The organism is Variovorax sp. 05N34 (assembly GCF_056397405.1).
In genome coordinates this window covers 39,480-51,095 of the sequence record NZ_JBFTNI010000015.1, presented here as the reverse complement: position 1 = coordinate 51,095, position 11,616 = coordinate 39,480, and the positions used below count along the sequence as shown (strand labels likewise).

Below are 11,616 nucleotides of genomic sequence, written 5' to 3'. Positions count from 1 at the left end.
GAGATGACGATGAACGCTTTCATGTTGCCGCGGCTGCGCCGCGCTCTCGGCCGAGTCGCACTCGGCGCCGGGATCCTGGCCGCACTCAGCGGTTCGGTAGCTGCGGCCGAGCCGCTGCGTGTGTGCTTTCTCTATTCGAATCCCATCGGCGAAAGCGGCTGGACCTATCAGCATGAGCTCGCCCGCAAGGAACTGGTCGCCGCGATGGGCGACAAGATCACGACCAAATACGTCGAGAACATCGCCGAGGGACCGGACGCTGAACGAGTGATCCGCAACTTCGTGCAGGACGGCTGCCAGCTCATCTTCACACCCTCGTTCGGCTTCATGGAGCCCACACTGAAGGTGGCGCGCACGGCCCCCAAGGTGATCTTCATGAACGGCACCGGCTACAAGACCGCGGCCAACGTGGGCGTGTACAACGCGCGCTACTACGAAGGCCGCTACCTTGAAGGCGTGATCGCCGGGCACATGAGCAAGTCCGGTTCGGTAGGCTATGTTGGCGCTTTCCCCATCCCCGAGGTGCTGCAGGGCGTGAACGCCTTCACCCAGGGCATGCGCAGCGTCAACCCGAATGCGCAGGTGCGCCTGATCTGGGTCAATGCCTGGTATGACCCGGGCAAGGAACGCGATGCAGCGAATGCACTCATCAAGCTGGGCGTCGACGTCGTGGCTTACGCAACATCCGGCGTGTCCATCGTCACGACCGGCGAGGAGAAGGGCGTCTACACGCTGGGCTATTACTCCGACGTTTCGAAGTTCGGTCCGAAGACCAACCTGACTTCAGTGGTGCAGACCTGGGGCAGCTACTACATCAACGTGGTCGAGGACGTGCTGGCCGGCCGCTGGAAGGCTGGCAACGTGCAAGGCGGCATGCGCGAAGGAATGATCAAGCTCGCGCCGCTCAACCCGGCCATCCCCCCCGACGTGCGTGCGCAGGTGACGAAGATGGGTGAGGACATCGCGCAAGGGCGCCTGCAGCCCTTCGCCGGCCCGGTGATCGACCAGGACGGCAAGGTGCGCGTGCCCGCGGGCCAGACCATCTCCGAAGCCGATCTCGCCAACATGAACTACCTGGTGCGCGGCGTTGAAGGCCTGCTGCCAAAGCCCTAGCATGCCAACGACAATATCGCGAGTCCTGATTCGACATGCGCAGGCAGTGCTCACAGGCATGCCCGGCGACGCGGCGCGCAGCAGCGCGACCGACCTGCGCATTGCCAATGGTTTGATCGCGGAGATGGGCCGCGGCCTTGCGCCAGAAGATGGAGAACGGGTGCTCGACGCCACTGACTGCGTGATCTACCCGGGGTGGGTCAACACGCACCACCATCTGTTCCAGTCGCTGCTCAAGGGCGTGCCGGCGGGCATCGACCTGACGCTCAGCCCCTGGCTGCAGGCCGTGCCCTTCGCGCTGCGCCGCGGCTTCGACGAGAAGCGCATGCGGGTCGCCGCGCGCGTTGGCTTGGTCGAGCTGCTGCGCTCCGGCTGCACGACGGTGGCCGACCATCACTATCTGTTCCAGCCCGGCGCCGAGCACGATGCGGCGGCGCTGCTGTTCGAGGAGGCCGATGCCCTGGGGCTGCGCTTCATGCTGCTGCGCGGCGGCAGCACCGTCACGCGCAAGCTCGAAGACAGCGAACGCCTGCACCAGCAACCGGAGACGCTCGACCAGATGCTCACCGCCGTGGAGCGCACCGTCGCGCGCTACCACCAGAGCGGCCCCGTCGCACGCACGCGTGTGGCAATGGCGCCCACCTCGGCGCACGTCTCACTGCGCAAGGAAGAGCTGAAGGTGGCTGCACGGGCCGCTCGCGCGATGGGCATTCCGCTGCATAGTCACATGTCCGAATCGGTGGCGTACTACGAATACTGCCGCGAAGTGCACGGATGCCTGCCCATTGAATATCTCGCCGAGAACGAATGGCTGGGACCGGACGTATGGCTTGCGCACCTGGTGCACCTCACGCCGGGCGAGATGCGGCTGCTGGGCGAAACCGGCACCGGCATCGCGCACTGCCCGCAGAGCAACGCGCGCCTGGCCGATGGCATCGCACCCGCTCCCGCATTGGCTCGGCTCGGTTCGCCAGTGTCCATCGGCGTGGATGGGGCTGCATCCAACGAGGCGGCCGACATGATCAGCGAACTGCATTTCGCGTGGCTGGTACACCGTGCGCAGGCTGGTGCACAAGCGAAGCCGCGCCCCGAAGGCGAGGGCGAAACCGGCGCCGATGCAGTGACGGTGGAGCAGCTCGTGCACTGGGCGAGCAGCGGCGGCGCACGCGTGCTGGGCTTCGAAGGCGTGGGCGCACTGCAACCGGGCAAGGCGGCAGACCTCGCCGTCTACAGCCTGGACGACCCTCGCTACTTCGGACTGCACGACCCCGCGATCGGCCCCATCGTCAGCGGGGGCCGACCGCGCTTGCGCTGGCTGCTGTGCGCCGGCGATGTGATCGCGGAGGACGATGCCATTCCCGGGCTGGACTTGGCGCAGTTGCAAGCGCAGGCGCGGCAGGAAGTGCGCGCTCTGGTCGAATCGTTCGGATAGGCAATGGTGGGCTGACGCAGCCTCATCCGTGCAAGCTGCTGGCGAGTCGCTGCAGTTGTTCGAAGGCGCTGAAACGCGCCTGATGGGTCTCGGCAATGGTCCCGCGCTCAGGCTCGAAGACCCTGCCGATCCTCGACATGCCGGCCATCGCACTCTCGATATCGCCGAACAAGCCACCCGCCACGCTGCCCAGCATGGAAGCGCCGAGCAGGACCGGCTCTTCCGCCTCGATGGCGATCACGGGCTTGCCGGTGGCGTCGGCGAGCAATTGCCGCACCAGATCGAGCCGGCCCGCGCCGCCGCTGATCATCACGCGCTCGACGGGCGCACCGGCGGCGGCCTGGGCTTCGATGATCTGGCGCAGTCCGTAGGCGATGCCGCAGATGCCGGCGATGTAGAGCGCGACCAGGCTGTCGATGTCGCGCTCCATGCCAAGGCCGGCAATGACGGCTCTCGCATGCGGATTCGCGAGCGGCGCGCGATTACCGAGAAACTCCGGCACCACGTGCAGACCGGCTGCGAGGCCGACCACCTCTGACAGGCTGCGAGCATGTTGCGCGGCGAGCCCCGCCAACAGCGTCGGCAAGGATTGCCCCGCAGCCTCAGCCTCGCGCCGCGCTTCGGGGGCCAGCGGATGCATCGACAACAGTTGCTCGATGGCGGCGCCCGCGACCGACTGCCCGCCCTCGTTGAGCCACGTCTGCGGCACCATGGCCGAGAAATAGGGCCCCCAAACACCGGGCACGAAGACCGGCTCGCGGGTGCTGGTCATCGTGCATGACGAAGTGCCAAAGACATATGCCAACGAAGCGAAGGGATCGCCGCCGACGCCGACCGTGCCGATGCCGCCGGCATGCGCATCGATGACGCCGGCGGCAACGGCCGTTCCCGCGCGCAGTCCCAGTTCGGCCGCAGCGACCGGCGTCAGTCCGCTCCCGAGCGAAGTCCCTGGCGCGACGATGTGGCGCCCGATGCGCTCGAAGCCTTCATCCGCCAGCACGCCCAGGCCGATCGAGCGGAAATAGCCCGGGTCCCAGCGGTCCTCGTGTGCGAGGTAAGTCCACTTGCAAGTCACCGTGCAGGTGGAGCGGGCGAGATCGTCTGTGGCCCGCCACGTGAGGAAATCCGTGAGATCCAGGAAGTGCGATGCGTCCGCAAAGACTTCGGGCTTGTTCTCCAGCAACCACAGCAGCTTCGGCGTTTCCATCTCGGGTGAAATCCGCCCGCCGACGTACTTCAGCACGTCATGGCCGCCGGCATTGATCCGCTCCGCCTGCTTCACTGCGCGGTGGTCCATCCATACGATGATGTTGCGCTCGGGGTCTTCACTGGGCCCCACCGGCAGTGGCCGGCCGCCTTCGCCGACGACGACCAGCGAGCAGGTCGCGTCGAAGCCGACCCCGGCCACCCGGTCAGGCGCGATTCCCGAAACTGCGAGCGCCTCGCGCACCGATGCGCACACGGCGTTCCAGATCTCGTTGCTCGACTGTTCGACGATGGAACCCGGCGCATGGAACAGGTGGATGTCGCGCTGGGCCGAAGCGATCATGTGCCCCGCGCTGTCGAACACACCGGCGCGCGCGCTGCCGGTGCCCACGTCGACGCCGATGACGTGGTCGCGTTGCATCGCAGTCGTCGTCGAGGCCATCAGAGATCCACGCTGTTCGGAAGAATCACGAGGTCGCGGATCGTCACGTTGCGCGGCCTCGTCAGCATGAAGACGACGCAATCGGCCACTTCCTTCGGCTGCATCAGGCTGCCGGCGGCGAGTGCTTCATCCATCTTGGCCTTGGGCCAATCGTCGAGCAAAGCGGTCACGACCGGCCCCGGCGCCACCGCACCGACACGCACGCCGTGCTTGGCAAGCTGCCGGCGAGTCGTGTGGACGAAGGCCTGCACCGCGAACTTGGATGCCGTGTAGATCGGCTCCCACGCCACGGGGACGATGCCGGCGATCGAACTGGTGAAAACGATGTCGCCCGATCCTTGCGCGACCAGGTGCGGAAGCACCGCATGCACCGAACGGAACGCCGCACTGACATTCAGATTGATGACCCGGTCCCACTCGTCGGGATTGCCTTCGACCACATCGCCGCCGACATACGCGCCCGCATTGGCGTGAAAGATGTGAAGGCCGCCCGCGAGCGCGATGATCCGGGGCAGCAATGACGAGTTCTCCTGCGGCTGGAGCAGGTCAACCTGCAGCGCCAACGCATCGGGGCCGAGTTGCGTGCATGCCTGCGCCAGCTTGTCGCCGTCGCGATCGATCAGCACGACCCTGGCCCCGGCTTCGATCAGCGCGCGCGCGCATTCGAGGCCGATGCCCGACGCCGCGCCGGTAATGGCCGCGACGCGGCCCTTCAGGGATTCCGTCATGGTGCGAGTCTCCGGAGTGGGTCAGGACCTGCCGTGCAACAGACGCGACTGCCGCGCCAGCGAGTCGACGATGACGGCGATCGCCAGCACAGCGCCGGTGATCATGTATCGCAGCGACGACGACAGGTTGAGCAAGGTCAGGCCGCTTGCAATCGACTGGATCACGATGATGCCGAGCACGGCCGAATAGGCGCTGCCGCGGCCACCGAAGAGGCTGGTGCCGCCGATGACGGCAGCGGCAATCGCGTTGAGGTTGACGTCGCCAGTGCCTGCCTGCTGGCTTGCCGAGGCCAGGCGGGCGGCGCTCAGCACACCGCCGAGCGCTGCCAGAGTGGCGCACAGCACGAACGCGCTGGTGAAGATCATGCGTACATTGATGCCGGCCCTTCGCGCAGCCTCGCGGTTGCCGCCGACCGCAGTCATAGATCGTCCCCAGCGAGTGCGTCGCAGCGCATAGTCCATTGCCACCGCGAGAGCGACGAAGAGGCCGAACATCAACGGAACGCCCCGTCCCTGGTTCAGGTAGGCGACGACCGCCTCGAGCAGAACGGTGATGGCGATAGCGCGTACCGCCAGGCTGCTCACCGAAGACGCGGAAAGGTTCGCGGCCTGCCGGCGCGCGCGCGTGCGCAAGCCCATCCACAACATCATCACGCCAGGCAACAGCGCCAGCACATGCGAGACCATGGCCGGGATCACGACGAGTTGGCCGAAGTCGACGATCGCCGAGCCATAGGGCAGGTTGATGGAACCGCTGTTGCCGAGCAGATAAAGCTGCAAGCCCAGGATGGCGAGCAGGCCGGCCAGCGTGGCGACGAAGCTCGGCATGCCCAGCCGGTTGAACAGCAGCGCATAGAGCGCGCCAATGAGCCCTCCGACGACCAGCGCGCAAACGATGGCCGCAGCCAGCGGCCACTCCAGATTGACCCAAAGCACGCCGACCAGTGCCGAGGCGAAGCCGCTCATCGAGCCAACGGAAAGGTCGATCTGCCCGACCATCAGCACGCAGACGATACCCAGCGCGATCACCCCCGTCGTCGAGCAATCGAACAGCAGGTTGACGAGGTTGTCCGCGGACACGAAGACCGGGTTCAGGGTGGTGAACACAGCACAGATGAGGATCAGCCCGACGATGACCGGCAGAGAGCCGAGATCCCCCGAGCGGATGCGCTCGATCAGCGCCGAGACCTGGCCCGCGAAGCCTTCGGCGTGCTTCACCCGCACGTCGCTGCGGTCGAGCAATTTGGGCGGCGGTGCAGCGGCCTGTTCTTTCGTGCTCATGGTGCCTCCTGGCTCTGCACGTGCGGCTGCTCCAGCCGGCGCGATGCACGGCGCGAGACCGAGTTCTCCGTCGCACCGGTGATGGCCGCCACCAACTCCTGGTTGGAAGAGTCGGGATAGAAGACGCCGTTGTTGCGGCCCAGCCGCAGCACGACGATGCGATCAGCGACGGCTCGAACGTCCTCCATGTTGTGGCTGATCATGATCACCGCATGGCCCCGATCGCGCACCCGCTCGATCAGGTTCAGGACTTCAGCGGTCTGGGCGACACCGAGGGCGGCGGTGGGTTCGTCGAGCATGATCAACTGAGGATCGAGCAGGAGAGAGCGCGCGATGGCGACCGTCTGGCGTTGGCCACCGGAAAGCGATGCGACCACGTCGCGCACATCCGGGATGCGGGCGGAGAGTTCGTTCAGCAGCGTCCAGGCCTTGACCTCCATCGCCACCTCGTCGAGGCGAAACGGCTGGAGCTCGCGTCCCAGATAGATGTTCGCCACGACGTCGAGGTTCTCGCACAGCGCCAGGTCCTGGAACACCGTCGCAATGCCCAGGTCGAGTGCCGCGGCAGGATCGTTCAGCGTGACCTCGCGGCCGCCGAACGTGATCGTCCCAGCCGTGGGCTGGTGCACGCCGGCCAGCACCTTGACGAGCGTCGACTTGCCCGCACCGTTGTCGCCTACCAGGGCGACGACTTCGCCGGCGTGTACGTCGAGGTCGATGTCCGTCAGCGCGGAGACTGCCCCGAACCGCTTGGAGATGTTGCGAAGGCTCAGTACCAGTTCACCTGGGGAGCTTCGGGGACGCTTGGCATCAGTCATTGCTTGGGAACCTGCTCCATATCCGACGTCACAAAGTCCCAAACTCAGTCGGCAATCCCAAGCTTCTTGCAACCTTCCGCATAGCGGCCGGTGCACAGTTCCTTCGCGGTGGCGATCTTCTTGTCGATGATCTCCGCCTTGAGGTTCTCCGCCGTCACGACCGCAGGCTTGAACAATTGCGACGGCGTGTCGTAGAGCTTCACCTCCGACGCTGCTTGCTGGCCCGAAAGGAACCCGACGGCCACCTTCGCCGCGGCGGCCGCCACGATCTCGCTCGGCTTGGAGATGGTGTTGTATTGGTCACCGGCGATGATCAACTGCAAGGCAGCGGTGGTCGCGTCGTTGCCCGTGACCGGCGGCACCGGATTCACGCCGGCTGCCTTGAAGGCCGCGATGGCACCGCCGCCCGTGCCGTCGTTGGCTGCCACCACGCCCACGATCTGCGACGGGAAGCGGGTGATCTGTCCGCTGACCCACTGCTGGGCCTTGGGGGGCGCCCATTCCGGCGTGTCGAACTCGGCCAGCGTCTTGTAGCCGCTGCCTTGCAATCCAGCGTGGATGCCCTTCTTGATCAGCCCCGCGGCAGCGTCGGTGGGCGAGCCGTTGACTTCGAGGAGGCCGCCTTTGTCCGTGGGCACCTTGTTGTCCTTCAGATGCTTGACGAGCGACTGCGCGATGTCCTTGCCGATGCCTTCGTTGTCGAAGGAGACGTAGTAGTCGGCCGGCGTCGAAGGCACGGGGCGGTCGTATGCGATGACCTTCACGCCCTTGCTCTGCGCGAGCTTGACCAGCGAGGCCGCGGACGTGGAATCCACCGGGTCGAGCACGATGACCTTCGCGCCCTGAGACAAGGCCGAGTTGAACTGTTGCTGCTGCTGCGCGACATCGCCATTTGCGTTCTGATAGAGGACCTTGCACTCCGGACACAGCTTGCTCATTTCTGCCTTGAAGCCCGGATAGTCGTGTTGTTCATAGCGCGTCGATGCCTGGTCGGGCATCAGGAACGCCACCGTGCCCGACGGCGCCGCGGAGGTGGCTGTAGAGGCCAGGAGGCCGAATGCGAGCAAGCTTGCTGCCGCGATGGGGTTGGATAGCTGGGTCATGGACTGTCTCCTTTTTTTGCGATCTCGGCACACTGAAAAATGCCGTGGGGTTTGCGAATCGATCAGGCGGCCTTCGCGACGACCGAGTTCTCCGCAAGCAAAGCCCTGAAGCGTGAAGGCGGAATGCCCTTTTCACGGAGGAACTGCCGGTTGAAGTTCGAGATGTTCTTGAAGCCCGCGGTAAAACAGATGTCCGCAACCGAGGCCGATTCGCCGCTCATGAGCAGCTGCGTGGCGAGATTGATGCGGAGCCGATTCACGTAGCGGCTGAGCGCCATCCCTGTGTGGCGGCGGAAGCTGCGCGAGAACGCGCTGGGGGTGAGCCGCGAGATCGCAGCCAACTCCTGCTCGCCGAAGGATTCGGTCAGGTGATCGCGGATGTATTCGAGCGCCTCGTTGATTCCGGTGGCCATGAAGCCCGATGGATCGGGCAGGTACGCGCTGCTGGTCAGCGCGCGGCTGCTTCCCTGCGCACGGGTCAGCGTGCCCAGGATGCACACGAAGAGTTCAATGCGGCGAATATCGGTCGCACCGATGAGTTCCTTGATCATCGGCCCCACCAAAGCGGCCGTCTCCGGCGTGAACAGGACGCCACGCCGACTCATTTCGAGCACCGGAAGAAATGCCGTGAGTTCGGGCAGCAGCGTGGCGGCATCGCGGATGAACTGCTCACCAAACTGAAGGACGCGCCCACGAAGAGGCACGAAGGCGCCTGAAGGCACGTCGCTGACCCAGTTGTGCGGGAGATTGGGCCCGGTGAGCACCAGGTTGCCCGGCGCGAACTCGCCGATGAAATCGCCCACGAAATAGCGGCCGGTCGTGCCGACGACATGGTGCAGTTCGCACTCGGGGTGGAAGTGCCACCGAACGGTCCGGAACGGATAGCCGTGCTCCCAAGCCTTGAAGGATTGCGCTCGTCCTATCTGAACAACTTCCAGGTCCGGCTTCATCGGCATCTCTCCTTCGCCGGGCACCCAGCCATCGTTGGCTTGGCACCCGTTGTCTCGAGGTTGGTTTCGCTTGGTTTCGCGCACCTTTGGACGCATGGTAGGAGCGTCGCCACCCGGGCCGCAACTGCATTTCCCCATGTCGACCGATATTTTTTTGCTCTTTCCGGCTCGCGCAGGGGCGCTTCGGGTATCGAAGGCGATCAAACCGGCGGATGCAAGCCGTAGGACCAATCGACGCGTCCAAGCGGCCATTCTGTGACTCTGTGCCGCGCGCGGCTTCCTACAGCGCATGCAATCCCGCCAACGTATCTTGTCTGCATGCACAGTTGAAAGGAGTGCTCATCATGTCGATTGCCATACCCCAGCCTGACTTCGAGGACGCACCGAGCCTTCAATTCAGAGCTTTGGATGCTCGCATCGAAGACGATCCAGCGACCCCGGCTTCCCCGGTCGACGAAGACGAAGATGACGATCCCGTCGGAGAAGACAGCGGCCGCACGAGCCGATCGAGCCTGACGCGCCAGTTGCTCGTCGTTAAGGACGACCGCCGGTGAAGAATGCCTACACGAACGTTCATTCGCAGCCCACAGTGACACCGACGATGAACGAGTGAGGCTTCGCAGGGACGACAGGATGCTGCCCAAGTTGTTGTCGGTCCGCGCTGCCCGGTTCGGATCGGCGGCCGGATTCGCGGTTTCGGCATTGAGCCTCGCCGCGCCATGGCCTGCGGCCGTTCACGCTCAGCCGGCCCGCGGACAGGCGGCGCCTTCCCAGACCGACCCGCACATGATCGTCAAGCCGCCTGCCAGGACGGATCCACAGATGACCCAGCCTGCGCCCGCGCCTCGCGACGTCGATCCAGGCATGGTGGAGAAGCCGCCTGCCGATGCCGGCGCAAGCGACGGCAGTTCGAATGGCAAAGGCAACCGCAACGGCAGCAAGCCTCGTCAGGCTCCATCGGCTCCATCGGCGCGATCGCCCGGAGACAACTGCGCTGGCTCCGCCGCACCTTGCAAGCAGGACCCCCCGCGGCAATGACAGCGTGCAGCTGATCGGCCCCGGTGACCGGCTGGCTCTTCACTGCCGCTGAAAGGATGCGCCATGGACGCGGCACACCAAAGCGAAATGCAGCACCACATGGAGGGCATGCGCGCGCAACATCAACAATTGCTCTGGGTCCATTTCGGCGTGATCCTGCTCGGGATCTGGCTGCTCACCTCACCCGTGACCTTCGGCATGCCGCAGGTCGGCGAGCTTCCGGCACGCGTTGCGGAGGTGACTCGGTCGCGGGGGCTGCAGCCAATCCCCGAGCGCCTGCAGTGGATGGCGTGGAGCGACATGGCCAGCGGCGTTGCGATGATCGTCTTCGGCAGCCTGTCGCTCTGGTTTCGCCAGCGCTGGGCCCAATGGGGAACCTGCGCCGTGGGGCTGTGGCTGCTTGCCGCACCCTTGCTCTTCTGGTCGCCGCTCGCGTCGCAATATGCGAACGACACGCTGGTTGGGGCCTTCGCGATCGCGCTGTCCATCCTCGTGCCGATGATGCCGGGCATGGACATGGCAGCCATGATGGCGCCAGAGGACATTCCTCCGGGTTGGAGCTACTCGCCTTCGGCCTGGTCGCAACGGCTGCCCATCATCGCGCTGGGCTTCGTCGGGTTCTTCATCGCGCGCTACCTGGCGGCTTACCAGTTGGGGCACATCGCGGCCGTATGGGACCCCGTCTTCAGCGACGGCACACGCACCATCATCACGTCGGACGTGTCGAAGGCCTGGCCCATCCCGGATGCCGGCCTCGGTGCGTTGAGCTATCTGCTGGAAGGGCTGTCGGGAATGATGGGCGGGCGCGCGCGCTGGCGCACCATGCCGTGGATGGTGGCGATGTTCGGCGTGCTGGTGATTCCGCTGGGCGCCGTCAGCATCTTCTTCATCGTGATCCAGCCAATCATGATCGGCACGTGGTGCACGCTGTGCCTCGTCTCGGCCGCAGCGATGGTCTTCATGCTGCCCTACACCTTCGACGAAGTCGTCGCGATGCTGCAGTACCTCGCGCAGGCCCGGCGCGCCGGCCAGCGGCTGTGGCCGGTCTTCTGGCATGGCGGGGTGGTCCAAGGCGGCAGCACCGATGACTCCCCGCCGCTCGAAATGAACAAGGGCCGCTGGCGCGCATTGCACGAACAGGCCATGGCGTTGCCGCTGGCGCTCCTTGTTTCGGCGTCGATTGGCATCTGGCTGATGTTCACGCGGCTGTCCCTCGGCCATACAGGGGCGATGGCCGACAGCGATCACCTGGTGGGCTCGCTGGTTTTCACGGTTTCGGTTTGCGCCTTCGCCGAAGTGGTGCGACCGATGCGGCTTGCCAACGGATTGTTCGGCGCCTGGTTGCTCATCGCTCCGTGGGTCCTGGAAGGCGCGACGCCGACGGGCGCGGTCGCAGTGATGGTTGCAGGCGCCGCACTGATCGGCCTCGCCTTGCCTCGCGGCCCGGTACGGCACCAGTACGGGCGCTGGAACGCGGCGCTGCGGTGGTGAGTCCGGTGAGTCGA

Annotated in this window: 10 protein-coding genes; 4 read left to right on the top strand and 6 right to left on the bottom strand. The window is 65.5% G+C overall.

The window, feature by feature from the left end:
* Positions 1-9: 9 nt before the first annotated feature.
* Both AC1DMA_RS28290 and AC1DMA_RS28285 read left to right on the top strand, forming a co-directional pair.
* Positions 10-1,113: a BMP family ABC transporter substrate-binding protein gene (locus AC1DMA_RS28290; protein ID WP_478146217.1), complete on the top strand. Its 1,104-nt coding sequence runs from the start codon at positions 10-12 to the stop codon at positions 1,111-1,113.
* Position 1,114: 1 nt separating this feature from the next.
* Positions 1,115-2,545 (top strand): amidohydrolase family protein, encoded by a 1,431-nt coding sequence (locus tag AC1DMA_RS28285; protein WP_478146216.1) that lies wholly within the window; start codon positions 1,115-1,117, stop codon positions 2,543-2,545.
* Between the two features lie 22 nt (positions 2,546-2,567).
* Here AC1DMA_RS28285 and AC1DMA_RS28280 read toward each other — a convergent pair whose 3' ends face one another.
* The 6 genes from AC1DMA_RS28280 to AC1DMA_RS28255 form a co-directional block, all read right to left on the bottom strand.
* Positions 2,568-4,193, bottom strand: a complete 1,626-nt coding sequence (locus AC1DMA_RS28280; protein ID WP_478146215.1) for an FGGY-family carbohydrate kinase — start codon at positions 4,191-4,193, stop codon at positions 2,568-2,570.
* Complete coding sequence (locus AC1DMA_RS28275) at positions 4,193-4,921, bottom strand: SDR family oxidoreductase (protein WP_478146214.1); 729 nt, start codon at positions 4,919-4,921, stop codon at positions 4,193-4,195. Before AC1DMA_RS28275 ends, AC1DMA_RS28280 begins: the two co-directional genes overlap by 1 nt.
* 21 nt (positions 4,922-4,942) lie before the next feature.
* Positions 4,943-6,202, bottom strand: a complete 1,260-nt coding sequence (locus AC1DMA_RS28270; protein ID WP_478146213.1) for a sugar ABC transporter permease — start codon at positions 6,200-6,202, stop codon at positions 4,943-4,945.
* Positions 6,199-7,020 (bottom strand): ATP-binding cassette domain-containing protein, encoded by an 822-nt coding sequence (locus tag AC1DMA_RS28265; protein WP_478127824.1) that lies wholly within the window; start codon positions 7,018-7,020, stop codon positions 6,199-6,201. The genes AC1DMA_RS28270 and AC1DMA_RS28265 overlap by 4 nt, the downstream gene beginning before the upstream one ends.
* 44 nt (positions 7,021-7,064) lie before the next feature.
* Entirely contained in the window at positions 7,065-8,123 is a 1,059-nt protein-coding gene (locus AC1DMA_RS28260; RefSeq protein ID WP_478146212.1) for an ABC transporter substrate-binding protein, read from the bottom strand.
* Positions 8,124-8,185: 62 nt separating this feature from the next.
* Positions 8,186-9,073 carry a helix-turn-helix domain-containing protein gene (locus tag AC1DMA_RS28255; protein WP_478146211.1) on the bottom strand — a complete coding sequence of 296 codons (888 nt, stop codon included), beginning with the start codon at positions 9,071-9,073 and terminating at the stop codon, positions 8,186-8,188.
* A gap of 344 nt (positions 9,074-9,417) precedes the next feature.
* Here AC1DMA_RS28255 and AC1DMA_RS28250 point away from each other — a divergent pair, with 344 nt between their 5' ends.
* Both AC1DMA_RS28250 and AC1DMA_RS28245 read left to right on the top strand, forming a co-directional pair.
* Entirely contained in the window at positions 9,418-9,627 is a 210-nt protein-coding gene (locus tag AC1DMA_RS28250; protein WP_478146210.1) for a hypothetical protein, read from the top strand.
* Between the two features lie 547 nt (positions 9,628-10,174).
* The gene (locus AC1DMA_RS28245; protein WP_478146209.1) at positions 10,175-11,602 is read left to right on the top strand and encodes a vitamin K epoxide reductase family protein; all 1,428 of its coding nucleotides are present in this window, start codon (positions 10,175-10,177) and stop codon (positions 11,600-11,602) included.
* Positions 11,603-11,616 lie beyond the last annotated feature (14 nt).

Excerpts from the sequence above, each read along its gene's own strand:
- AC1DMA_RS28290 (WP_478146217.1), top strand. The coding sequence starts at position 10 with ATGAACGCTTTCATGTTGCCGCGGCTGCGCCGCGCTCTCGGCCGAGTC.
- AC1DMA_RS28285 (WP_478146216.1), top strand. The coding sequence starts at position 1,115 with ATGCCAACGACAATATCGCGAGTCCTGATTCGACATGCGCAGGCAGTG.
- AC1DMA_RS28280 (WP_478146215.1), bottom strand. The coding sequence starts at position 4,193 with ATGGCCTCGACGACGACTGCGATGCAACGCGACCACGTCATCGGCGTC.
- AC1DMA_RS28275 (WP_478146214.1), bottom strand. The coding sequence starts at position 4,921 with ATGACGGAATCCCTGAAGGGCCGCGTCGCGGCCATTACCGGCGCGGCG.
- AC1DMA_RS28270 (WP_478146213.1), bottom strand. The coding sequence starts at position 6,202 with ATGAGCACGAAAGAACAGGCCGCTGCACCGCCGCCCAAATTGCTCGAC.
- AC1DMA_RS28265 (WP_478127824.1), bottom strand. The coding sequence starts at position 7,020 with ATGACTGATGCCAAGCGTCCCCGAAGCTCCCCAGGTGAACTGGTACTG.
- AC1DMA_RS28260 (WP_478146212.1), bottom strand. The coding sequence starts at position 8,123 with ATGACCCAGCTATCCAACCCCATCGCGGCAGCAAGCTTGCTCGCATTC.
- AC1DMA_RS28255 (WP_478146211.1), bottom strand. The coding sequence starts at position 9,073 with ATGAAGCCGGACCTGGAAGTTGTTCAGATAGGACGAGCGCAATCCTTC.
- AC1DMA_RS28250 (WP_478146210.1), top strand. The coding sequence starts at position 9,418 with ATGTCGATTGCCATACCCCAGCCTGACTTCGAGGACGCACCGAGCCTT.
- AC1DMA_RS28245 (WP_478146209.1), top strand. The coding sequence starts at position 10,175 with ATGGACGCGGCACACCAAAGCGAAATGCAGCACCACATGGAGGGCATG.